General features: G+C 61.3%; 27 protein-coding genes, 1 tRNA gene and 2 rRNA genes. 16 read left to right on the top strand and 14 right to left on the bottom strand.

Annotated features, from left to right (window positions below; genetic code table 11):
- The 3 genes from VNX23_RS07495 to VNX23_RS07505 form a co-directional block, all read left to right on the top strand.
- Positions 1–202, top strand: a 23S ribosomal RNA gene (locus VNX23_RS07495); the annotation flags it as partial.
- 131 nt (positions 203–333) lie between these two features.
- Positions 334–448, top strand: a 5S ribosomal RNA gene (gene rrf / locus VNX23_RS07500).
- Between the two features lie 241 nt (positions 449–689).
- On the top strand, positions 690–1274 hold the full coding sequence (locus tag VNX23_RS07505; RefSeq protein ID WP_325628639.1) for a hypothetical protein: 585 nt from the start codon (positions 690–692) through the stop codon (positions 1272–1274).
- A 209-nt stretch (positions 1275–1483) separates the two neighbouring features.
- Here VNX23_RS07505 and VNX23_RS07510 read toward each other — a convergent pair whose 3' ends face one another.
- The 3 genes from VNX23_RS07510 to VNX23_RS07520 form a co-directional block, all read right to left on the bottom strand.
- Positions 1484–2572 (bottom strand): TRAP transporter substrate-binding protein, encoded by a 1089-nt coding sequence (locus VNX23_RS07510; protein ID WP_325628641.1) that lies wholly within the window; start codon positions 2570–2572, stop codon positions 1484–1486.
- Between the two features lie 188 nt (positions 2573–2760).
- Positions 2761–4071 (bottom strand): NAD(P)H-dependent oxidoreductase, encoded by a 1311-nt coding sequence (locus tag VNX23_RS07515; protein WP_325628643.1) that lies wholly within the window; start codon positions 4069–4071, stop codon positions 2761–2763.
- Positions 4072–4271: 200 nt separating this feature from the next.
- The gene (locus VNX23_RS07520) at positions 4272–5072 is read right to left on the bottom strand and encodes a phytanoyl-CoA dioxygenase family protein (RefSeq protein WP_325628645.1); all 801 of its coding nucleotides are present in this window, start codon (positions 5070–5072) and stop codon (positions 4272–4274) included.
- Positions 5073–5349: 277 nt separating this feature from the next.
- Between VNX23_RS07520 and VNX23_RS07525 the strand changes: the two genes are divergently transcribed.
- Positions 5350–5892 (top strand): methylated-DNA--[protein]-cysteine S-methyltransferase, encoded by a 543-nt coding sequence (locus VNX23_RS07525; RefSeq protein ID WP_325628647.1) that lies wholly within the window; start codon positions 5350–5352, stop codon positions 5890–5892.
- A 60-nt stretch (positions 5893–5952) separates the two neighbouring features.
- Here the strand turns inward: VNX23_RS07525 and VNX23_RS07530 are convergent, their stop codons facing one another.
- The 4 genes from VNX23_RS07530 to VNX23_RS07545 form a co-directional block, all read right to left on the bottom strand.
- Positions 5953–6822, bottom strand: a complete 870-nt coding sequence (locus VNX23_RS07530; RefSeq protein ID WP_325628648.1) for an MBL fold metallo-hydrolase — start codon at positions 6820–6822, stop codon at positions 5953–5955.
- Between the two features lie 15 nt (positions 6823–6837).
- Complete coding sequence (locus VNX23_RS07535) at positions 6838–7452, bottom strand: glutathione S-transferase family protein (RefSeq protein WP_325628650.1); 615 nt, start codon at positions 7450–7452, stop codon at positions 6838–6840.
- A gap of 168 nt (positions 7453–7620) precedes the next feature.
- Entirely contained in the window at positions 7621–8463 is an 843-nt protein-coding gene (locus tag VNX23_RS07540; protein ID WP_325628652.1) for a fumarylacetoacetate hydrolase family protein, read from the bottom strand.
- A gap of 275 nt (positions 8464–8738) precedes the next feature.
- Entirely contained in the window at positions 8739–9590 is an 852-nt protein-coding gene (locus tag VNX23_RS07545) for an MBL fold metallo-hydrolase (protein ID WP_325628654.1), read from the bottom strand.
- A gap of 189 nt (positions 9591–9779) precedes the next feature.
- Between VNX23_RS07545 and VNX23_RS07550 the strand changes: the two genes are divergently transcribed.
- The gene (locus VNX23_RS07550) at positions 9780–10184 is read left to right on the top strand and encodes a DUF3775 domain-containing protein (RefSeq protein ID WP_325628656.1); all 405 of its coding nucleotides are present in this window, start codon (positions 9780–9782) and stop codon (positions 10182–10184) included.
- A gap of 18 nt (positions 10185–10202) precedes the next feature.
- On the opposite strand, the gene VNX23_RS07555 is transcribed toward VNX23_RS07550, so the two are convergent.
- Both VNX23_RS07555 and VNX23_RS07560 read right to left on the bottom strand, forming a co-directional pair.
- Complete coding sequence (locus VNX23_RS07555; RefSeq protein WP_325628658.1) at positions 10203–10988, bottom strand: SDR family oxidoreductase; 786 nt, start codon at positions 10986–10988, stop codon at positions 10203–10205.
- A gap of 121 nt (positions 10989–11109) precedes the next feature.
- Positions 11110–11619, bottom strand: coding sequence for a CvpA family protein (locus VNX23_RS07560; protein WP_325628660.1), 510 nt, complete (start codon positions 11617–11619; stop codon positions 11110–11112).
- 113 nt (positions 11620–11732) lie between these two features.
- Between VNX23_RS07560 and VNX23_RS07565 the strand changes: the two genes are divergently transcribed.
- Both VNX23_RS07565 and VNX23_RS07570 read left to right on the top strand, forming a co-directional pair.
- Positions 11733–12494 carry an SDR family NAD(P)-dependent oxidoreductase gene (locus VNX23_RS07565; RefSeq protein ID WP_325628662.1) on the top strand — a complete coding sequence of 254 codons (762 nt, stop codon included), beginning with the start codon at positions 11733–11735 and terminating at the stop codon, positions 12492–12494.
- 73 nt (positions 12495–12567) lie between these two features.
- Positions 12568–12972, top strand: a complete 405-nt coding sequence (locus VNX23_RS07570; RefSeq protein WP_325628664.1) for a VOC family protein — start codon at positions 12568–12570, stop codon at positions 12970–12972.
- A gap of 27 nt (positions 12973–12999) precedes the next feature.
- Here the strand turns inward: VNX23_RS07570 and VNX23_RS07575 are convergent, their stop codons facing one another.
- Positions 13000–14604 carry a GMC family oxidoreductase gene (locus VNX23_RS07575; RefSeq protein ID WP_325628665.1) on the bottom strand — a complete coding sequence of 535 codons (1605 nt, stop codon included), beginning with the start codon at positions 14602–14604 and terminating at the stop codon, positions 13000–13002.
- Positions 14605–15352: 748 nt separating this feature from the next.
- On the opposite strand from VNX23_RS07575, the gene VNX23_RS07580 reads away from it, so the two are divergent.
- Positions 15353–15429, top strand: a tRNA-Met gene (locus VNX23_RS07580).
- Between the two features lie 129 nt (positions 15430–15558).
- Here the strand turns inward: VNX23_RS07580 and VNX23_RS07585 are convergent.
- Positions 15559–16392, bottom strand: coding sequence for a universal stress protein (locus VNX23_RS07585; protein ID WP_325628667.1), 834 nt, complete (start codon positions 16390–16392; stop codon positions 15559–15561).
- An 80-nt stretch (positions 16393–16472) separates the two neighbouring features.
- On the opposite strand from VNX23_RS07585, the gene VNX23_RS07590 reads away from it, so the two are divergent.
- The 6 genes from VNX23_RS07590 (at position 16473) to VNX23_RS07615 (ending at position 19377) form a co-directional block, all read left to right on the top strand.
- Entirely contained in the window at positions 16473–16622 is a 150-nt protein-coding gene (locus tag VNX23_RS07590) for a hypothetical protein (RefSeq protein ID WP_325628669.1), read from the top strand.
- 153 nt (positions 16623–16775) lie between these two features.
- Entirely contained in the window at positions 16776–16994 is a 219-nt protein-coding gene (locus VNX23_RS07595) for a hypothetical protein (RefSeq protein WP_325628671.1), read from the top strand.
- Positions 16991–17452, top strand: coding sequence for a nuclear transport factor 2 family protein (locus VNX23_RS07600; RefSeq protein ID WP_325628673.1), 462 nt, complete (start codon positions 16991–16993; stop codon positions 17450–17452). The genes VNX23_RS07595 and VNX23_RS07600 overlap by 4 nt, the downstream gene beginning before the upstream one ends.
- Positions 17445–18005 carry an alpha/beta hydrolase gene (locus tag VNX23_RS07605; RefSeq protein ID WP_325628675.1) on the top strand — a complete coding sequence of 187 codons (561 nt, stop codon included), beginning with the start codon at positions 17445–17447 and terminating at the stop codon, positions 18003–18005. Before VNX23_RS07600 ends, VNX23_RS07605 begins: the two co-directional genes overlap by 8 nt.
- Positions 18005–18439 carry an alpha/beta hydrolase gene (locus VNX23_RS07610; protein ID WP_325628677.1) on the top strand — a complete coding sequence of 145 codons (435 nt, stop codon included), beginning with the start codon at positions 18005–18007 and terminating at the stop codon, positions 18437–18439. The genes VNX23_RS07605 and VNX23_RS07610 overlap by 1 nt, the downstream gene beginning before the upstream one ends.
- Positions 18436–19377, top strand: a complete 942-nt coding sequence (locus tag VNX23_RS07615) for a pyridoxamine 5'-phosphate oxidase family protein (protein WP_325628679.1) — start codon at positions 18436–18438, stop codon at positions 19375–19377. Before VNX23_RS07610 ends, VNX23_RS07615 begins: the two co-directional genes overlap by 4 nt.
- On the opposite strand, the gene VNX23_RS07620 is transcribed toward VNX23_RS07615, so the two are convergent.
- The 3 genes from VNX23_RS07620 to VNX23_RS07630 all read right to left on the bottom strand — a co-directional run bounded on the left by VNX23_RS07620 (position 19374) and on the right by VNX23_RS07630 (position 21266).
- Positions 19374–19700 (bottom strand): c-type cytochrome, encoded by a 327-nt coding sequence (locus VNX23_RS07620; RefSeq protein ID WP_325628681.1) that lies wholly within the window; start codon positions 19698–19700, stop codon positions 19374–19376. The two genes, VNX23_RS07615 and VNX23_RS07620, sit on opposite strands and share 4 nt — an antisense overlap.
- Positions 19701–19886: 186 nt before the next feature.
- A complete protein-coding gene (locus tag VNX23_RS07625; protein ID WP_325628682.1) occupies positions 19887–20645 on the bottom strand; it encodes a CBS domain-containing protein in 759 nt (252 codons plus the stop codon).
- Positions 20646–20783: 138 nt separating this feature from the next.
- Positions 20784–21266 carry a hypothetical protein gene (locus tag VNX23_RS07630; RefSeq protein WP_325628684.1) on the bottom strand — a complete coding sequence of 161 codons (483 nt, stop codon included), beginning with the start codon at positions 21264–21266 and terminating at the stop codon, positions 20784–20786.
- A gap of 615 nt (positions 21267–21881) precedes the next feature.
- Here VNX23_RS07630 and VNX23_RS07635 point away from each other — a divergent pair.
- Both VNX23_RS07635 and VNX23_RS07640 read left to right on the top strand, forming a co-directional pair.
- Positions 21882–22055 (top strand): hypothetical protein, encoded by a 174-nt coding sequence (locus VNX23_RS07635; protein ID WP_325628686.1) that lies wholly within the window; start codon positions 21882–21884, stop codon positions 22053–22055.
- Positions 22056–22191: 136 nt separating this feature from the next.
- Positions 22192–22392 (top strand): hypothetical protein, encoded by a 201-nt coding sequence (locus VNX23_RS07640; protein ID WP_325628688.1) that lies wholly within the window; start codon positions 22192–22194, stop codon positions 22390–22392.
- The last annotated feature ends 112 nt before the right edge of the window (positions 22393–22504 follow it).

Below are 22504 nucleotides of genomic sequence, written 5' to 3' on the forward strand. Positions count from 1 at the left end.
GTGGAGCAGTTGTCGCGCCAGCGGCAGTGCTGCATAGCTATGTACGGACGGGATAACCGCTGAAAGCATCTAAGCGGGAAACCCACCTCAAAACGAGCATTCCCTTGAGAACCGTGGAAGACGACCACGTTGATAGGCCGGGTGTGGAAGTGCAGTAATGCATGTAGCTTACCGGTACTAATCGTTCGATTGGCTTGATTGCTCTCATTTTCAGTGTCCATAGACACGCGAATGGTGAGTAGCGAATAGCGAATGGAAGGCAGTTCTTTCTATTCGCTACTCCCTACTCACTATTCGCCAAACAGCTTGCTTCGTATCCTTGTCCTTCGCCGGCCTGGTGGTTCTAGCGAGGAGCTTGAACCCGATCCCATCCCGAACTCGGCCGTTAAACTCCTCGGCGCCAATGGTACTATGGCTTAAGCCCTGGGAGAGTAGGTCGCTGCCAGGCCTGCCAAGGACAAGCAATTCCTCTTTACCCGTCACGTTCAAGCAACACGCCGCTTTCCGGCAACGGAAGGCGGCGTTTTGCATTTTTGCCTTTGTTTTAGTCGTCAGTTTGTCGTCGGACCGCCGCGATTTGACGCCATGATGGGGCGATATGGGGTGACAGATACGGGTTCATTGCCCGTTCAGTTCAAGCGCCGTACTCAACCGGAACTCGAATAGTCCATCAGCCCGAGGAGCCTTCCATGCGTGAGTTCGTCCGTCCCGCCGCCGCCGTCTTGAGCGCAGCATGCCTCGCGGCTTGCCTGACCGTCATGTCGACCGGGGTTGCATTGGCGCAGGCCAAATCCGAGTCGCCTCAACAGGGCGCAGCCGTGCAGTCACCGCCCTTCAAACAGGTCGCCCTGACCGACAAACAGATCGAGGGTGTGATCGCCGCAGCCAAGGACATGGATGCAATCACCGAAAAGCTGCCGGAAAACGCCAAGCCGGATCCCAAGGTCATCGCGCAGCTCGAGGCCGTGGCCAAGAAATACGGCTTTGCCAGCTACGATGACTACAACAACGTGATCGACAACATCAGCATCGTGCTCGCCGGCTTCGATCCCGTGTCGAAGAAATATGTCGGCACCGAAGCCGTCATCAAGGCACAGATCGCCCAGGTCCAGGCCGACAAGAAGATGTCGCCGAAGGACAAGAAGGACGTGCTCGCCGAACTCAACCAGGCGTTGAAGGCGCCGGAGCCGCCGATCGAGAACAAGGGCAACATCGATCTGGTCGCGAAATATTACGACAAGCTCGCTGCCATCATGGGCGACGACCAGAATTAACCGAGAGACGGACGCAAGCGGCGAATTAATCCAGTCTGCTTCCACACAGAAGCTGTCATCACCGGGCCTCGTCCCGGTGATCCACGTCTTCTTTCGCTTTTTCGTGAGATAAAGACGTGGATGGCCGGGTCAAGCCCGGCCATGACGGAATGAGAGACCTGTGTCCGCGCGGGAGATTGCTCGCAATGGCGCGCTTTCGGCTCCTGGCCTCACGTGCGCGTGCGCATGCGCATCATGAAGCTGTCAAAGCTCAGCTCCGCCACCTGCATCCACATCAGCGAATCCGTGCGATAGGCCAACAGGCTTGAATACATCTTGGCGAAATGCGGATTGGTCCTGGAGAGATCCGCATAGATCTCGGTGGCGGCGGCGTAACACGATTCCAGAACTTCCTGCGGGAACGGGCGCAGGATCGCGCCTGCGACCATCAGGCGTTTGAGCGCGGGCGGATTGACGTAATCGTATTTGCCGGTGACCCAGGTGAAAACGTCCTCCGAAGCTGCGGTGATCGCCGCCTGATAGGCCTTCGGCAAGGCGTTCCAGCGCGCCAAGTTGATGACGTTGTGGCCCTGGCCAGTACCTTCCCACCAGCCCGGGTAGTAATAGTATTTGGCGACCTTGGCGAAGCCGAGCTTCTCGTCGTCATAGGGGCCGACCCATTCGGCGGCGTCGATCGTGCCTTTCTCCAGCGCCGGATAGATATCGCCGCCGGCGATTTGCTGCGGCACGCCGCCGACCTTGGCGATGATGGTTCCGGCGAAGCCGCCGACGCGGAATTTCAGTCCCTGAAAATCCGCGATCGTCTTGATCTCTTTCCGGAACCAGCCGCCCATCTGGGCACCGGTGCTGCCAGTGGGAATGCCGAGGCAATTGTGCTCCTTGAGGAGGTCATTGAGCAGATCCTGCCCGCCACCCCACGTCAACCATGAGATGTGCTGTCGCGTGTTGAGACCGAACGGCAGCGACGTGCCGAACGTGAAAGCGGGGTTCTTGCCCCAGTAATAATAAAGCGCAGTATTGCCCATCTCGATCGTGCCGTTCGACACCGCGTCGAGCACCTGCAGGCCCGGCACGATTTCTCCTGCGGCGAAGGGCTGGATCTGGAATTTGTTGTCGGTGATTTCGGCAACGCGCTTGCAGAAGAATTCGCAGCCGCCATAGAGCGTATCCAGTGATTTCGGCCAGCTCGCCGCAAGGCGCCACCTCATCTCGGGCATCGATTGCGCGATTGCAGGCGCAGCCACGGTGCTCGCGGCGAGACCGACGCCGCCCGCCTTGAGAAATTCACGACGTTTCATACGTTTCCCCTCCATTTGGGCCGATTGCTCGACGAGGGACAACGATCTTGACTGTCGCTTTTTGTTTCGCCGACGGCGGACGTTGATTGATACCGGTTGTGCTCCGGCCTCGTGGCCAGCATGACCAATCGATCGGCGCGAATCAAGGGCGCGCGAGCGTTACGCAGTTGCGAGAAGGGCGGGCTCCGTCAGCGCGCCGCGCCGAACCTTGTTTCCATCGCCCGCCTGGTCCGCACCGTCTCGTTATCCATGTCGATCTCGACATCGCTCCAGCGCACGAGCGCACCATGCGCGACGTCCTGTCTCAGCTTCAGTCGGTGCGCAAGCCCGATCGGCAATGCGCCGGCCTTGAGGCTTGCTGTTGCCGGCATCAACTTGCCCCACACCGTATAGCCGCCTTCGCCGTCGAGCATCTCGCCGGCGCGCAAGTCCCGCTTGGCCACCGCCGCCACGTCGCCGCGAAAGCCGCAGGCCTGTCCGGTCGGCTCATTGCGCAGCGCCGCCGACAGGATCGAGATGTTCAGCTCCAATCCGATCAGATGATACGGCTTGTACATTGCCGCATAACGTCCGCTCGAATCGGTTTTCAGGCCATATTGCCTGAAGCAATCGGCGGCATAGTCGTTCGGGGCCTCGAGCACGACATAAACGCCCCATCGCAGGTCGCGGAAAACCGGACGCCCGTCGCGCTCCAGCGACGACACCACCTCCACCAGGCCGGTTTTTTCCAGCACTCCGCCCGCCGCGCGCGGCCGCAACACATGCGGCAGATCGTCGACCCCGCAAGGTGGAAACGCGAGCCCCCCGGACGGCACGTCCAGCCCCGTCGCATTGGCGATGGCCGCCATTTCGATGGCCGATTTGGTGCCGTCGAGAAACGAGTTGAACATTTGCGGGTTCATGCCGGCCGATTGCGCCTCGTCCGCCGACAGCCCGTAATGGCTCCATACTCCGGCCGGCGTGACGTCGTGATAGGCCGGAAGGTACTTTGTCCCCTTGCCGGCGGCGACGACATGGAAGCCGGTGGCGCGGGCCCAGTCGACCATTTCGGCGGTGAGTGCCGGCTGATCGCCATAGGCGAGCGAATAGACCACGCCCGCCTTGCGCGCCTCCTCCGCCAAAAGAGGTCCGGCCAGCACGTCGGCCTCGACATTGACCATCACGACGTGCTTGCCCGCGGCAATCGCCGCGCGGGCATGCCTGATGCCAACAGCAGGATTGCCGGTCGCCTCCACGATCACCTCGACCTCGCCCGCGGCCGCTTTCGAACCGTCAGCGGTGAAGGTCGTTGCCGCGATCCGTTCCGCCTCCCACCCGACGGTGCGGCAGGCCTCGCGTGCGCGCTCCGGATCGAGATCGACGATCACAGGCACTTCCAGCCCCACCGTGTGCGGCACCTGCGACAGGAACATCGAGCCGAATTTGCCGGCACCGATCAGCGCGACGCGCACAGGCTTTCCGGCGGCGGCGCGGGTCTGCAGGAGACGAAAGAGATTCATGATGAGGAGTCCGCTTGAGAGGGTTCGATTAGCCTTGCCGCAGGCCCGGTGAGATCACCTCTCCCCGGCGGGGAGAGGTCGCCGCGTAGCGGCGGGTGAGGGGCCTGATCTATCGACCGTGTAACCCCTCACCCGGATTGCATCTTAACGATGCAATCCGACCTCTCCCATTGGGAGAGGTGAAGGCACCGCCGGCACGCCTACTCCGCCGCCTGGCGCTGGGCGCGGGCAAGCCGGAGCAGGGCGTCATCCTCCACGGTCTTTATCGGGGTAAAATCGCGATGGGCGATGTATTCCGGCCGCGTGGGGGTGCGGATGTAATTCGAGACGGCGTTCAGTGTCAGATAGACGATCTTGCGTGGGAACGGCGTGATGTTGCCGGCAGAGCCGTGCACCAGATTGCCATGGAACATCAACAGACCGCCTCCCTTGCCGGTCGGTGCGACGATGCCGCCTTCCTTGACCAGCCGCGTCACGGTTGCTTCATCCAGCGTCCACAGCGGATAGGACGTCGTCTCGAGGTCGTGGGAAGCCTTGAGGTCGCCGGCGTGCTGGCTTTTCGGCACCAGCATCAAGGGACCGTTGATCGGCATGACTTCGTCGAGAAAAATGGCGATGTTCATCGCGCGCGGCTGCGGCATGCCGTCGTCGCGCTTCCAGGTGCCGTAATCCTGATGCCACTGCCAGACATCGCCGGTGAAGGCCGACTTCGCGTTGATCTTGAACTGGTGCATGTAGACCTTCTCGCCGAAGATCTGTTCGACCGGCTCGATCATGCGCGGATGCGCGCCGAGGATGCGGAAGGCTTCGTTGTAGAGATGGGCGGCAAACGCCGTTCGCGGCGCGCCGCTCTTCTCCCGCCATACCTCCGGCCGCGGGGTGTCGTAGATGTTTACAGCTTCGTGCGTGAGCAGGGCGACCTCTTCGGGGTTGAAGAGTTCGGGAAGAAACAGCCAGCCTTCGCGGTTGAAATCGTCGATCTGCTGTGCCGTCAGTTTCATGGCGGTTCCTCCTGGCGTTTTCGGGGCAAAAACCCCTCTCGTTGTTGATCCGAGGATAGCACTTCGACAAAGGGTTTACCAAGCGCGCCGGGCACTTCCGGGGGCTTGCGCCGTCACGTGCGGGTGTGCGACGCGAGCCCGGGCGGCCGCGGCAAGGCATGTGGTTTGCGACCCGCAAGTTCCCCCGGAATCCGGGTGGATCGCAACTATTTCCAAGCCTAGATTTCGCACCAGGCGTTCAAATTCACAGCATGGGGCGATAGAGTTGGAGCCAGCCATGAGCGATTACAGTTTTGCAATCTTCGATACGGCGATCGGCGCTTGCGCCATCGTATGGAGTGCACGCGGTATCAACGGGGTGCAGCTGCCGATGGGAAACGAGGAAAAGACCCGGTCTCGCATTGTCCAGCGCTATGGCGAAATCGCAGAAGCGCCGCCACCGGCGGCAGTGCAGCACGCGATCGATGGCATGGTCGAACTGCTCGAGGGCAAACCGAACGACCTCAGGGACATCGCGCTCGATCTCGAGGGCGTTCCGGAATTCAACCGTGGCGTCTATGACATCGCCCGCACCATTCCGCCCGGCAGGACGATGACCTATGGCGACATTGCCAGGCGGCTTGGCGGCCTCGAGCTGTCACGCGATGTCGGCCAGGCGCTCGGGCGCAACCCGTGTCCGATCGTGGTGCCATGTCATCGCGTGCTCGCCGCCGGCGACAAACCCGGCGGGTTTTCTGCCAATGGCGGCGTCGCGACAAAATTGAAGATGCTCGCAATCGAAGGTGCGATGGTCAATCACACGCCGAGTTTGTTTGATTGAAGGTGGCGTAGGGGGCACGCTTCGCTTTGCCCACCCTACGAAGCGTCAAGCTACGAAGCGTCAAGCCGCCACGCACAAAAATCCATCGCCCTTACGGCGGATCTTGCCGCTCGAGGGCGAGGGAAAATGCGCCGTGCAGCACAACGTGTCGGTGTCGCAATATCGCTCGAGAAAATTGCGTCGCGTCACCGCGGCCTGGGCCTGATCGACATCGAATTTTGCTGAAATTTGCGGGTAGCGCGTCTGAAGCGGCGAATGCATCAAGTCGCCGGAAAAAACTGCGTCATCCCTGCCGCGGCCGAGTGTGAACGCAACATGCCCGGGCGTATGACCCGGCGTCGGCAGGATACGAACATGATCGCCGATCTCGTAGTCGGCGCGGACGATCTCGGCCTGCCTGGCCTCGACCACTGGCAGGACGCTGTCGACGATAGGCGGCACTGGCGAATTGGCGTTCTGCTCGGCCCAATAATCGAATTCGGTCCTGCCGAAAATGTAGCGCGCGTTCGGAAACGTCGGCACCCATCGTCCGGCCTCGAGCCGCGTATTCCATCCGACGTGGTCGACGTGCAGATGTGTGCACATGACGAAGTCGATGTCTTCCACCGAAAACCCTGCGCTGGCCAATGCGCGCATATAGGTCTCATCGGTCTTCATGTTCCATTTCGGCCGCAACGGCCGTGGCTTGTCGTTACCGATGCAGCTGTCGATCAGGATGGTGTGGTGCGGTGTCTTCACCACGTAGGACTGAAAGCACAGGATCAGGATGTCCTCGGCATCGAGCGCGCCGGCCTGGCGCATCCATGGTCTGTTCTCGGCGAGCAGGTCAGCCGTCAGTGCGGGAAACAGATCGAGCGCCGGCAGGAAGGTCGTTTCCTGCTCGATGATGCGATGGATGGTGAGATCGCCGACGGCGAGCTTGAGGCTCATGGCTTGCTTTCGTTCTCAGGCGGGCGGGGGGACGGATATCTTCACCGAAGGCCGGCTCAGCATCCTCTGGTAGAATGCGTCGAGATTAGGATAGGCCTTGCGCCATCCGCAATCGGCAAAGCGGAAATCGGCATAGCCCAGCACGCAAGTGAGCGCGATCTGCACGATATCGAGGGGACGCGATAACACTTCGGCATGCTTGTCGAAGCGGGCCATGCCGCTCCAGGCGCGGTTCCAGTGATCGTCGTGCCATGCCTGCCACTGCGATCCTTGCGGCCGCACCATTTTCTCGTAACGGCACAGCAGCATGGAATCGAGCATGCCCTGCAGCAGGGAATGGTCGCTCTTGACCTTCCACCTGTTGGGGCCGGAGGGGGGGATCAGCTTGCCGCCGCCGGCAAGCTCGTCGAGATATTCGACAATGACGTAGGAATCCAGAACGACGTCGCCATTTTCCAGGATCAGCGCCGGCAGCTTCTTCAGCGGCGTGATGCGCGAATATTCATCGTTGGGCTGGCCGGGCACCACCGTCGTTGCCACGAATTCGATTTTGTCGATCAAGCCGAGTTCGATCGCGGCAATGCGCACCTTGCGGGCGAATGGCGAGGCCGGGGAGAAGGTGAGTTTCATGTGGGTTAGTCCTATCGGGACGGCGATTAGAACAATGTCATTCCGGGGCGATGCGTGAGCATCGAACTCTGATGTGCGCTTGCACATCAGAGAATCTCGAGATGCCGGGTCTGGTGCTTGCGCACCATCCCGGAATGACGACGGAGGTTGCGGTTCGGCGCCTTCGCCTCACGCCGCAATCACTTTTTGCCGCTGCTCGCCTAAGCCCTCGATCCCGAGCGAGACGACGTCGCCGACATTGAGGAATTTCGGCGGCTTCATCCCCGCGCCCACGCCGGGCGGCGTGCCGGTCGCGATAACGTCACCCGGCATCAGCGTCATCAGTTCGGAAAGATATGAGACGATTTTCTTGACGCCGAAGATCATGGTCGCGGTCGATCCGGTCTGGCAACGCTTGCCATTGACGTCGAGCCACATCGGCAGTTTCTGAACGTCGGCAATCTCGTCTTTGGTCACGAGCCACGGACCGAGCGGCCCGAACGTGTCGTGCGACTTGCCCTTGGTCCACTGCCCAAGCCGTTCGAGCTGGAAAAAACGCTCGGAGACGTCGTTACAGATGCTGTAGCCGGCCACATAATTGAGGGCGTCGGCCTCGGAGACGTATTTGGCGCGCGTCCCGATGACGATCGCAAGCTCGACTTCCCAATCGAGCTTGGTCGAACCGCGCGGCTTCTCGATCGAATCATTGGGCCCGCAAAGGCTGTTGTTGGCCTTCATGAAGACGATCGGTTCGCTCGGCAAAGCCATGCCGACCTCTGCCGCGTGATCCGAATAGTTGAGCCCGATGGCGATGAATTTGGGCGAGCCGCCCACCGGCGAGCCGATCCGCGGATTGCCGGCTACGGCCGGAAGCTGGGAGGCGTCGAGGCCGGCGATTTTGGCGAGCGAAGCCGGCGAAAAGGCATCTGCGGCGAAGTCCTGTAAATGCGCCGAAAGATCGCGAAGTTGACCCGATTTTTCCATCAGGCCGGGCTTCTCCTTGCCGATTTCCCCGTAACGAACAAGCCTCATTTCCGATCACTCCCTAATTCGCCGCACTAGCGCGTTTCAAGTTGCTTGGAATGCTTCATGGAACAGCGCGCGGCTAAATTCAACTGCTTAACGGCCCTGCGCAAGGCTGCCCCTCGCGGCCGGGGCAGCCGCACGCGGTCAATCCAGCGGAAAACTCCGATTTCCTGATCGGCTCCAGATCATGATGCGATTGAGTGGAATCGCATCATGATCTCATCTCTTTGTTTGAGCATGATCTTTTCGGAAAACCGGTTTCCACTTTTCCGGATCATGCTCTAGTTGCCGGCAACGATGAATTTGAAGGCATCTCGATCGCGCTTGATGTGGCCGCCATCGAAATGCCCGCCGATCACCAGGACCGGCTGATCGGCGAGGCGGGAGAACAGATCGCGCCGGGTCGCGGTGGATTGAGCCGGGTTCGAATCTGCGGTCGACGACCAGTCGAGATGCGCCATCTGGCAGGGATGATGGGCGACGTCGCCAGTCAGCAAGCCTTCTTCGCCGTCACAGCGGATCTTCACGCTCATGTGCCCCGGGCTGTGGCCTGGCGTCGGGATCAAGGTCATTTCATCGCAAATCCTGGCGTCGCTTGCGACCAGATCGGCCTTTCCGGCATCCATGATCGGCTTCACGGAGTCGTGAAAAATCGCGGCCTTGTCGGGTTCCGCGCTGTGGTCGCGCCAATATTCGTACTCGATCCTGCCGAACAGATATCGCGCCTTTTCAAAGGTCGGCACCCATCGGCCACGTTCCAGACGCGTATTCCAGCCGACATGGTCGACATGAAGGTGGGTGCAGAGCACGGTATCGATGCTGTCGGGCGGAAAGCCGGCCTTTGCCATGATTTCGAGGAAAGGCGTGTTCCGCATGTTCCAGGTTGGCACGTTGCGGCCTTCCTTGCCGTTGCCAAGGCCGGTGTCGACCACGATCCGGCGCGAGGGCGTCTCGACGACGAGCGTGTGGATCGACATCTTCAGGCGGCCTTCCTCGGTCGCGAAACGGGGGACGAGCCAGGGCAGTTTCTGCACTTCTTCCTTGCTGGCCTGGGGGAGGATGAATCGCGTGCTGCCGACCGTCTCCAGTTCGACAATCTTGGTGATCTTCACCGCTCCGACATTCCAGTGCATTCGACATCTCTCAAACGTTGCGGCCCGGTGAGGCTCTTAACGGCTCGGACGATCAGCCTTCGGCCGACCCGGCCGATCAAAACTCCTGGCTTCTGCAGGATGCTGGTTTCCTCATGCGCGCGCAACGGATCATCTCAAGGCTCTCGCGCGTTGAGAAAAATCAGCAAAGCCAGTGAAGGGAGAGGTGGGATGCCAGAACTCGCAATTTCCGCCGAAAAGGTCGCTTTTCTGATCGAAAAGACCCGCGAATTCGATGTCAAGGAGGGCGCGACGGACCCGGACTCCGGGTCCAACCCCACCGACGACAACATGATCGATGTTTTGGAGGATGACGGCGACGATCCGGTGGCGCGCGAGATCACCGCCTTCATCAACGCTCTGACCGAGGACGAGCAGGTCGATCTGATCGCCCTGATGCGGCTGGGCCGCGGCGATGATGGAATCGAGGAGTGGGAAGAGCTTCGGCGCGAAGCACGGGAAACGCGCGACATTGCGGCCGCACAATACCTGCTCGGCGAGCCCCTGGTCAGCGACTATCTGGCCGAAGGGCTCAGCGCATTCGGGATAGACTGGGCCGCCGCCGCGCCCAAGTGACCGGCAAAGGCGAAGTGCTCAAAGCGTGCCCGGGAATGCGCCGCCGTCGAGCAGGATGTTCTGCCCGGTGATGAAACCCGCCTTGGCGCCGCACAGAAACGCGCAGGCGTAGCCGAATTCCTCCGGCTCGCCGAAGCGGCCTGCGGGATTGAGTTTGGCGCGTTCAGCCAGCATCGCATCCACCGTGATGCCGCGCTTTTCGGCCTCCGCCTTGGCAACCGCGCTGCGCAGGCGATCGGTATTGAACGGGCCCGGCAGCAGCGCATTGATGGTGACATTGTTGATCACGGTTTTGCGCGACAGGCCCGCGATAAAGCCGGTGAGGCCGGCGCGGGCGCCGTTGGACAAGCCCAAAACCTCGATCGGAGCCTTCACCGCGGCAGAGGTGATGTTGACGATGCGGCCGAACTTGCGTGCCATCATGCCGTCTACGGTTGCCTTGATCAGTTCGATCGGGGTGAGCATGTTGGCGTCGATCGCCTTGATCCAGTCGTCGCGGGTCCAGTTGCGGAAATCGCCGGGCGGCGGACCGCCTGCATTGTTGATCAGGATATCCGGATCAGGACAGGCTTTCAGCACGGCCTCACGCCCCGCAGGCGTGGTGATGTCGCCTGCTACTTCGGTGACCGTGACGCTCGCGTGAAGTTTTCGGATCTCGGCGGCCGTTTTCGCCAGCGCTTCTGCGCCGCGCGCGGTCACTGTCACATGCACGCCCTCGGCGGCGAGCGCCATGGCGCAGCCCCGTCCCAATCCTTTGCTGGATGCGCACACGATGGCGCGGCGGCCTTTGATCCCAAGATCCACTGTCTCACTCCCGTCGGTTCGGATGATTTTCTGCAAGCCGGCTGAGGCACTTTAGCCAAGCCAGACGATCCTGGTAAGAGACTGGCTGCGGACGAAATGCATATCAGAAGCGGTTTGCGGCTCAAATCCGCCGGGCTTGCTTCAGCCGATCGATATAGGCCACGACACTGGGAGGCAGGGAACTCAAACCTTTCTGTCCAGCCGCTGCCAGCGCCGGCCGCAGCAGCGAACCGGTGAGGAAAGCAGGCTGGCGGCCAGACGAGAGCTGGTCGAAACTCAACACAAAGGCGATGGCGACAAGGCTCGTGCGCACGGTGGCGAGCGCCGCACCGGCGAGGCGGTCGGCGATACCGGCATCCGGACCAATTGCGTCCTCGAGCGCCATTCGCATGAATTTGGAGAGCATGATGCCGGTGATCAGAAAAGTTCCGAACAGCACTGGCGAGCCTTGCGCCACGGTTGATCCGAGTCTGTTGCCGTCAGCCGAAAACAGCGACATCAGGAAAACCGCCGTCGGCATCGCGATCAGATAGGCAAGGATCGTCACTGCGCTGCGCAGCAATCCGGCCTTGAAGCCCGAGGCGGCGGCGGAAACCAGGGTGACGCAAACAACGATGTCGAAAAGGTTCATGGGCGAGCTTTCTCTGCTATCACTGCCGTGTCGGTCGTTGGTGAACGAAACCTGTTTGCGATCGCTAAAATCGTCTGTAACAATGCGGTCGCACACTCGCTGGAGTTGAGTTGATGTCAGGTCTATTCGACGTCAGTAAAGAAATCATTTTGATCACCGGTGCATCGCAGGGTCTGGGCCGGCAATTCGCGCGCGTGCTTTCCGCCCACGGCGCCGCACTTGCGCTCGCCGCGCGCCAGACGGCGAAGCTGAAAGATCTGGAAACAGAGATTCGCGCCAATGGTGGTCGCGCCTTGGCCGTGCAGATGGACGTGACCGACATGGCGTCGATCACAAAGGCCATCGACGCCGCGGAAGCCGCGCTTGGTCCCGTCAGCGTGCTCATCAACAATGCCGGGATCGCGATCGAAAAGATGGCGGTGGAGCAGACGGAAGACGATTGGGATTCGGTGATCAACGCCAATCTCAAGGGCGCGTATTTCGTGGCCACCGAAATGGCGCGGCGAATGATTGCGCGCAAGCAGGAGGGCAATATCGTCAATATTGCCTCCGTGCTCGGTTTCGGCGTGATGAAGTTCCTCTCGCCCTACACGATCTCCAAGGCCGGCATCGTTCAGGCGACCAAGGCGATGGCGCTGGAACTCGCGGCCAATCGTATCCGCGTCAATGCACTGGCGCCCGGCTACATCGATACCGAGATCAACCACGATTTCTGGTCGACGCCCGGCGGCGAGAAATTGACGAAGCGGATTCCGCAACGGCGTGTCGGCAACGAATCCGATCTCGACGGCGCCATCATGCTGCTCGCCTCCAGCGCCTCGCGCTACATGACCGGGAGCGTGATCACCGTTGACGGTGGATTCCTGCTGACGTGATTTCTCTGCGGCCGAGCGAGCCGTAACTTCGGCGCCATCTCGTTCGTATGGACCGGTATTGAGGGGGATTTTCATGCTGGACCACGCCTCGCTCGGCGTTACCGACATCGCGCGCAGTCGCCATTTCTATGATGTTGCCTTGCGGCCGCTGGGATTGGTCCGCATCGTGAATTTTCGCAATGGCAAGGGCGCCGATTACGGCGATGCACCGGGCTCGATCGGCGTGCAGTTCACGATAACGGAGGAAGCGGAGCCCGTCGTTCCATCGCGCGGGACTCATTTGTGCTTCCGCGCACCGGACCGCGCGGCGGTCGCCGCATTCCACGCAGCCGCGATCTCCGCCGGCGGGCGGGACGACGGAAAGCCCGGACCGAGAAGCTATCACTCCGCCTACTATGCCGCGTTCGTTCTCGATCCGGACGGCCATCGCATCGAGGCCGTTTGTCACGCGCCGGAGGCGCCAGCGACGGAATCCTGAGCGCGCTTTGTGCCGCCGCGCGGTGGATCAACTCGCCCTTGTCTCGGAGCGGATCATGTCGGCGGCCTTCTCGCCGATCATGATGGACGGCGCATTGGTGTTGCCGCCGATCAACGTCGGCATGATCGACGCATCGACCACGCGCAGGCCTTCGAGCCCGTGGACCTTCAACCGGGGATCGACCACCGCCAGCGGATCATTGACGCCCATCTTGCAGGTGCCGACCGGGTGATAGACCGTGTCGACATTGTCGCGCAGAACTTCACGGATCTGCTCGTCGGTCTCGACTCCAGCCGCGACGACGTCGGCTTTCTGCAGCGATTTGAGCGCGGGCGCATCGAGCAGCCGCCTGGTGGTTCGAAAGCCCGCGACCATCGTGTCGAGATCGGATTCCTCGCCGAAGAAATTCGGATCGATCGCGGGCGGAGCAAGGGGATCAGCGCTTTGCAGCCAGACGCTGCCACGGCTTTTTGGCCGAAGCAGGCAGACGTGACACGAAAAGCCGGTGCCCCAGCGCGGTTTGCGGCCGTGGTCGGCCACCAGGGCCATGCAGAAATGCAGCTGGATGTCAGGGACGTCGAGGTCGGGCCGGGTTTTGAGGAAACCGCCGCATTCGGCGACATTCGAGGTCATCGGGCCGCGCCGTTCGCGCCGGTATTGCGCGATGCCTTTGACGATCCGTGCGATTCCGCCGAAGGAAAGCCCGGTGAAATAGGGCGCATCGGACGTGAAGCCGAAAACAAAATCCGGATGGTCCTGCAGGTTCAATCCGACGCCGGGCAGATGGTGGATGGTTGAAATGCCGTGATTGGCGAGCTTTGCGCCATCGCCGACGCCTGAAAGCATCAGAAGTTGCGGGCTCTGGAAAGCGCCGGAGGAAAGGATCACTTCGCGCCGGGTGCGGATTTGCCGGATCTCCTTGCCCTGCCGGTATTCGACGCCGACCGCGCGCTTGCCTTCGAACAGGATGCGCGTGGCGTGCGCATCGGTCTCGACACGCAAATTGGGGCGCTTGTCCATGAACGGGTGAATGTAGCCGCGCGCCGCGCTCCAGCGCTCGCCGTTCAATTGCGTAACCTGGTAGGAGCCAAGCCCCTCCTGCTCCTCTGCATTGAAATCCTCGCGGATGCGGAATTGGGCCTCTCGCGCCGCCTGCAAATAGATGTCGCGCACTGGGTTGTCGGTTCGCAGGCCCGTGACATGGAGCGGGCCACCCTTGCCGTGATAAGTGCCATCGAGTTCGGAATTGTCCTCCGAGCGTTTGAAATAGGGCAGTACGTCCGCGTACGACCAGCCGGTGCTGCCGAGTGCGGCCCAATGGTCGTAGTCGGTCCTGTGGCCGCGGATATAGACCATGGCGTTGGTCGCGGATGAGCCGCCAAGCCCCTTGCCGCGCGGCTGATAGCCGATCCGCCCCTTGAGGCCCTTTTGCGGCACCGTGTGAAACGCCCAATTGTTCACCTTGCCGGCGATCTGCAAGATCATCGCGCCGGGCGTGTTCACCACCCAATTATCGTCCCTGCCGCCCGCTTCGAGCAGCGCCACGGAGGTGGCAGCATCCTCGGAAAGGCGGCTTGCGACCGCGCAACCGCCGGAGCCGCCACCCGCCACGACGAAATCAAAAGCTTCCATCCCCTTGTCCCTCCCGCGCTGGCTCGTCTTTTGCCCGGAAAGCTCGCCCCTCACGGAACTTCTGGCAAGGGAATTTGCAGCCTGGGGCGGACCGGGAGCCCCGCTATGGCATAGGCTGGGAACCGGATTTTTGCGAAAAGATCGCGCTTAAACAACGGCCTAAACCGCGGCCGGCGAGGGCGCTGAACCATCGCGCCTGGGCCCTTTTTTCCGAAAAGCGCGAGCTAGTGCGGCGAATTTGAAGTTCCTATCAGTATAGCGGCAAGTTCGTGACAGGAACTTCAAATTCGAAGCCGCACTAGAATCAACAAGTTACTAGAGCTCCTTTGATTCCGAAGTTCGCATCAGGGGTCGCCACGATAGCTTGCGAACTTCGGAATCGGAGCTCTAGTGCGGCGAATTTGAAGTTCCTATCAGTATAGCGGCAAGTTCGTGACAGGAACTTCAAATTCGAAGCCGCTACTCAAATCAACAAGTTACTAGAGCTCCTTTGATTCCGAAGTTCGCATCAGGGGTCGCCACGATAGCTTGCGAACTTCGGAATCGGAGCTCTAGCGGATTTGCTGTCACAAAATCCTCAAAAGCCGCTCTGCGGCCCTTTCCAAAGCAGGCGCGCGTTGATACATAACCCCCGCGACCCACTGGCATTTTGCCAAGGGTTGCCTTCTCAGGAAGCCTCCGGACGGAAGCGGCGCCTCAGAGCGTTGGCAGTGCTGTTCGGTTTTCGGAAGAAGGTTCAAAGGTTTATCGCGGGGTGGAGCAGCCCGGTAGCTCGTCAGGCTCATAACCTGAAGGTCATAGGTTCAAATCCTATCCCCGCAACCAAACACCCGCATTGATTTGCGGTCGAATTGGAAAAGCCGTCCCTTCGGGGACGGCTTTTTCTTTGGACCGCTCTGACGATGGGGCGATGGAACTGGCTCTTTGCGCCGCTTCCCCCCACCCGGGGCGACCTCAATGCGACATCAGCGTCGGCACGGTCATGGATTCGAGCATGCCACGCGTCACGCCGCCGAGGATTCGCTCCTGCAGGCGGGAATGGCCGTAGCCGCCCATGATGATGAGATCGATCCCCGCGTCCGCCGCCACCGACAGGATGGCTGGCTGAACATCCGAAGCATCCGCGCTCAGGCTCTCGATCCTCGGCTTGATGCCACGCCGCGCAAGATGGGTCGTCAGATTTTCCACGGACGTTTCCACCGGCATCCCGGCCTCGTTGACGCTGACGACCGTCACCGCATCGGCCTTGGCGATGAATGGCGCCGCGTCGCGCAGGGCGCGCGCCGCAAGCCGGCTGCCGTCCCAGGCGATGCCCACGTGGCGGGGGTTTAGCGGTCCCTTGTGGGTGTAGGGAATGAACAGCACCGGTCCGCCCGCCTGAAACAGCATCTCCTTCGGCACCATGTTGTCGGAAGTCGTGTAATCAGGGTCCGACTGCATCACAATGCTCAAGTCGTAAAGCCGTGCCATCGCGCCGAGCATGGTGAAGGCATCGACGGGAACGGCGGTGAACGCCTGTCGGCTGTAGGCGATGCCGGCGTTGCGCGCCTCGGACTCGAACACCTCAAGCGCGGCATTGGCTCGCGCCAGTGCGCGCTCGCGTTCGACATCGAACAAGGCGGCCACCGCTGCGGCGCCATCGACCGCAAGGCCGATATTGGTGCTTTCGAGGCCCACCGAAATGGCGTCCAGATGGGCCGAATGGTTCAGCGCCAGCGAGATCGCCGCATCGATGACCGGACGAACTGGACGTTCCGAGGGAATCTGGACGAGAAGATCTTTTAACATGGCCGCTCTCTACGCCGGTGTTGCATGGCGCCGCTGATGCGTTCGCGATTGCCATTAGACGCCGGAAAGACAAGCATGATTTGATCCACCTCAAACCTTGCTACGCAGCGACTTCGCGTCCCGATGAACTCGATCCGCGCCTCGCGCTTGTCGACATGGTGGACGATCAGATCCGCCTCGTCGTCGAAGAGCCGCTCCACGGCCTCGAGATCGCTTCGAAATGGAGATGAAGACGCGTCGCCAGGTGATCGGCTAAGAAGCGGCGGAGCAGCGCAAGATCTGTCCATTGTCGTAAATCCTCACAATGATTGTCGAAAGTCTGTTCTTTCTATCACGGCGGCTGGTGCTAGCGTAAGGCGGAGCAGGGTGCCGCGGGAACCACGATGACCATCGTCTACGGATCGGATGCTGCAGCGTTAGGAAGAGGCTGGGATGCAAGGCTCGAATTTCGGGACGCGCGGACTGGCCGTGGTGAGGATCGCGGCGTTGCCGGGCTCTGGCTTGTCGAAGCCAACGACGCCGTGATCGACACTGCACCCTGCGGTGAGCGATCGTGCGGCATCCGAGACGCCGCGCTGCGCTGCTTCGTGAGCGCGATATGACCTCTCTTGTCGCGCGCGCCTGGCGCCAAACCTTGATCCTTGCTTGCGCGGTTTTGCTGTTGGCGATCGCCCCTGGCCACGCGGAAGACCGCTCGGTTCTGCGACGAGAGATTGAAGCCATGCACGTGCGCTATCTCGATGCCTTCAATCATCGGGATGCCGCCGCCCTCGGCGCGCTCTTTGCCGAGAACGGCATTTTCGTCGACCCCGCCGGCAAGGTTGCCACGGGCCGTAGCGATATCGAGGCGATGTTCAGGCAGGGTTTCCGCGACGGCGATCTCACGCTCGAGGCGAGCGTCGACCACATCGGCACCATCGGCGATGGCGCTTGGGATGTGGGACATGGCGCGCTCAAGTCGGGCGGGGGCACCCAGCCCCTGCCGCTGCACTACGCGGCCATCTATGTGCGCCAGGGCGGTGCACTGAAGCTTCGGGTCGTGAGCGTGGGCGGTGAATAGTCATTCCGCCGCCGGCACCTCTATCGCCGAGATCGACGGCCGGCAAACGCAGCCGACAACCTTCGCCGTGGCGGGTGAGGATGGCGCGCGGCTCCTTGTCTATCGTTGGCTTCCTTCCGCGCCGCCCAAGGCCGTGGTGCAGATCGCCCACGGCCTCGCCGAGCATGCCGGACGCTATCATCGCCTCGCCACGATGCTGACGGCCAATGGCTACGCGGTCTATGCCAACGATCATCGCGGCCACGGACGAACGGCGACCGGGCCAGGCGATCAAGGTTTTTTCGCCGAGCGCGACGGCTGGAACAAATGCGTCGGCGATCTCTGGCGTCTTCACCAGCAGGTGAGCGCCGATCATCGCGGTCGCCCGGTGATCCTGATCGGCCATTCCATGGGCTCGTTTCTGGCGCAGGATTTCATCACCCGCCATGGCGCTGCACTCGCCGGGGTCGTGCTTTCCGGATCGGCCGGCCGCCGAACGCCCTGGTCGCAGTTGCGCGGCTCATCGCCCGGTTGGAGCGGCTCCGCCTCGGCGCAAGAGGCAAGAGCGGGTTGATGCGTACGATCGCCTTCGCTCCCTATAGCTGCCAGTTCCGGCCGGTACGCACGCCTTATGACTGGCTCTCCCGGGATTCTGCCGAAGTCGACAGGTATATCGCCGACCCGCTTTGCGGCTTCCTCCCCTCGGCACAGCTGTGGATCGACATGCTGGACGCGTTGGGACCGATCGCCGACCCCGAACGCCAAAGACGCATTCCAAAAGAGCTGCCGATTTATGTTCTGGCCGGAGATCGAGATCCCGTCAGCGACAATGCGAAAAGTCTGCAACAACTCGTCAATGCCTATCGGCGAGCGGGCCTCGCGCAAGTCACTTGCAAATTCTACGCCGGCGGCAGGCATAATATGTTCGATGAGACGAACCGCGCCGAGGTGGTTCGCGATCTCCTTGCCTGGATGGAACGGCTCACCGCATCCGCGAGCGCGCCATGACGACCTGGCCCCATGCCGTCTCCCCCTTTCATCCGGGCGAGCGCGCGATCCAGCAACTGCTCGGAGTGCGTGAACGCGTCGAAGACGGCGGGCGCCGCCTCATTCGCGACTTTCTTCCGGACGAGCACCGCGATTTCTACGCTCGCCTTCCGTTCCTAGTGCTGGGAACGCTCAACGCCGGAGGTTCGCCCGCGGCATCGATCGTCAGTGGCAAACCCGGTTTCGTTTCGTCGCCTCATCCGAAGGCGCTGACGATCTCCATCGATTTCCGCTCGACGATGCCGACGATCACGGGGCTCGTCAGCGGTGCCGATGTCGGCATCCTCGGGATCGACCTCTCGACGCGCCGACGCAATCGCCTCAACGGCATTGTCTCGGCAATTCGCGATGACGCGATCGAGATCGAGATCGTCCAGGCTTACGGCAATTGCCCGAAATATATTACGGTCCGCGAATGGGCGACGTCGCGGCACTCGCCGACGCCGCTCGTCAGCGAAAGCAATGCGCTCGGCAATATCGAGCAGGCGATCGTCGCGGCTGCCGACACCTTCTTCATCGCCAGCGCCTTCGGTCGCACTCGCGACAATCCGAGCCGCGGCGTCGACGCCTCCCATCGCGGCGGCGCGCCCGGATTCGTCCGCATCGACGACGCGCGCACGCTGACCGTGCCCGATTTCGTCGGCAACTTCGCCTTCAATACGCTGGGCAATCTGCTGCTCGAGCCGCGCTGCGGCTTGCTGTTCCTCGATTTTGGCAGCGGGACTACCCTCGAGATCGCCGCCGAGGCCGAAATTGTCTGGGGGGGCCTGGAGGTCGCCGCGATCGACGGTGCGCAACGGCTGCTGCGGTTTCACCTGAGCCGTGTCCGGCGCTCAGAAGGCGCGGTTCCGCTCCGCTGGACTTTCGCGGCGCCGCGTGTAGCTGACATTGACCACTAGTTTGGCTGTGGCTGCTTCTTCATCTTCATGATGAACGCCGCAATGTCCTGTGCGTCGTTGCGGCTGAGCGGCAAGTTCGGCATCGTGGCGTGCGGCATCAGCAGGAACGAGGCGATGATCTCGGACGTGATGTCCGGCCGTTCCGCAATCGATGCAAAGGAAACGATGCGGCTGGTTTTGGGCGTGGGCGCACCGATGGCGTGACATCCGACGCACCACCGCTCCGACAGGCGCTGGCCGTTTTCGATGTTCTGCGCAAGGCTCACGGCATTTCCAGCGAACAGCGCCAGCGCCGTTGCGACGCATAGGGTCAGAAAACGCATCCGGTTTCGCTCAAGACTGTCCGTGCGGTTTAGAGCATGATCCGGACCCGGAGGGCCGCGTTAGCGCAAAGTGGAAACCGGTTTCCCTTAGCTAACAAACGCAGAACGCGTTTGCGCGGAGATCATGCTCAAACAAAGGGATGAGATCACCACGCGATTCCACTCAATCGCATCATGATCTAATTCTCAAAGCGGCTCGTCATCCGCGGTCGAGGGTTGCTCCTCGACCGAGACGAAGTCGCCCCCGCCAAAATCCTCCTCCGCGGGCGGGTGAATGGGCGCTACCGACAGATAGTCGCGCACTTTCCGCACCCCCGCGACATTTTCCACCGCGACGATCGCGGCCTTGCGCGCACTCTTCTTTCTGACCACGCCACTGAGGGTTACGATTCCGTCGCTGACGGTGACGTTGAATGGGCAGGGCCGCCATGATGCTCGCCTCAAGGCGGCCATGACTTCGCTGCGAATATGATCGTCATCGGCAGACGGGCCCGCAGCGTTGTGGGCAAGGTTGGCGACGGCAGGAAGAAAGTCCTTTCGGGTCAGCATTCCGACCAATCGGTTGCCGTGCATCACCGGAACGCGCTTGATGTTGTGGGTTTCCATGATCTGCACGACCTCATCCAGCGGCGTGTCTTCGGTCACGGTGAGCGGATTCGGCGTCATGATATCGGCGACCTTGCGGCCATGCTCGCGGGCGAAATCGGTCGCCCGCCGGTCCGGACCTGCGAGGAAGGATAACCACCGGCCCCGCTTGTGCTGGGTCCCGATCTCGGCCCGCCGGATGAAGTCTCCTTGCGAAACAATGCCGATCAGCGCGCCGGTTGCATCCAACACGGGCAGGCCGCCGATATGATGCTGCAACATCAGGTGGATGGCCTCGATGATGGTTGTCTCGGCGCCAACCGTAATCACCTGCGGCGTCATGATCTGGTTGGCACGCATCTTTCGGTCTCCAGGCCGGTTGCCCAAGGGGCTTGAATTGCAGGTTAGCCGAAAAAAGCACTGAAGGCTTGATCAGGGTCAACCGACACGTCTCGCCCGATTGGCTGCGAGCGCGGCTCTTGGGCATCATTTTTCTCTTTACAGTTTTTCGGAGGCCTCGGCCTTGATCCGGGCGACAATCCCGGCGGCGATCTGCATGGTGGCGCCGATTGCCCAACTGACGGAGATCAGGATAGCGGCGCTGGCGGGGGCTGTTTCGTCCAGCACGATGCTGGAGACCGAAACGAAGGCCGCGACCGAAGCGAGGAAAGTGCCGGCCGCGCTCATCAGCATGACGGCGTCCGCCCGGGTACCAAGTCCATGACGCAGCGGCAGGCGCATGTGGTGATCGGGAGGGATCTGCGGCAGGTCGATCCCGAGATAGAACCCGGCAGCCCCGTAAAGCATCATCGCCAGCACCATGCCCGCCGAACCGATCAGGTCGATGTCGGCGCGCCCGACATGCGCGGCAACAAACAAGCCGCACGCGGCGCCGGTGAGCGCCAGCCCCGTCCGTTCAAGGATGTGCGCCGACTTGCCGATGGCGGGCTGGCTATTCCAGGGTTCCCTGCGCCTGATCATTGGACCTCGATATCAACTCAAACCGACGGACCGATGACAATATAAGCAGGATAGCGCCGCCCGTTCCTGCAGACCATCCCGAAAAAATCCGCTTGCCTCACTCTTTCTTCCGTCCCGGCACCTCCGCACCCTTGCGCCAGCGTTCGGCATCTGGCCGGCCACCACATCGACCAATTGTTGGACCGAGCCTCAGTCTGGCGTGCGCGAACTTCGGTTGCCGCCACTATTTTGATCAACTCGCCCGATTCGCAACGTTGCGGACGGGAGGGTCGTTGTTGAGCGCCAGCGGAACGCGCAACGCCAGCCGTGATGCTTTTGGCGAAATCGCAAGGCAGCCAAGGATCGAACCAAGGATCGAACGACACATTGGTGGCGCTCTCCGTGCTCGTCAGCAGCAGGGGTCGCGCGCGCACGCAGAGATTGCAGGGATGAGGCCTGCAGCGCACGCATTGTCATGATAGAGGCAAAATTCATGCGTGTTTGCGAGGGCTTACGGCGTCAGCTAGCAAAATTTTACCACGGCAATATGCAACCGCGCGACGCGAGGTTTGCTTAAGATGCGTTAACTAAATCGGAGGGATAATTGCCGTCAAAGATCTTTCGAGGGGGTTCGCTATGGCCAAGTTTGCGATCGGCGAAAGGGTTGAAAAAGCGGCCGACCATGAAGACGGTGTCGTCATCGCCGTCTTCCCGACCGAGGACGGCAAGTTTCGTTACGCCGTCGATATGGAGGGTTATGGAGCCCTCCAGTTCTTCACGGAAGAGAGGCTCGTCGTTCACGTCAATTGACGGCGTGGATTTCGTTCCGGCATTCGTGACCGTGGTTAGAGCTCCGATTCCGAAGTTCGCAAGCTGTCGCGGCGACCTCTGATGCGAACTTCGGAATCAAAGGAGCTCTGGTAGCTTATTGATTTGAGTAGCGGCTTTGAATTTCAAGTTCCTGTCACGAACTTGCCGCGATACCGACAGGAACTTCAAATTCGCCGCATTAGAGGCGGCCTTAAACGTGCTGCTTAACGCCTGGTCAGGCCGAGGCCGCTATAAAAGGCGTTCAATCAACACGCATTCGGCCATCAACGCTGGCGTCATCGAGCATCCGACCATTGCTGCGATCGGCGCCTTCTAATCCGCCAACCGACACGATAGGGTCGTTCCATCCGGCTTTCATCGTGATCCGATCCATTGCCGGCGACCGGTTTTTTCGAAACCGAACTTCGAGTTCGGCCGTATCTGTTGGC

The organism is Bradyrhizobium sp. (assembly GCF_035570375.1).
Taxonomy (GTDB): domain Bacteria; phylum Pseudomonadota; class Alphaproteobacteria; order Rhizobiales; family Xanthobacteraceae; genus Bradyrhizobium.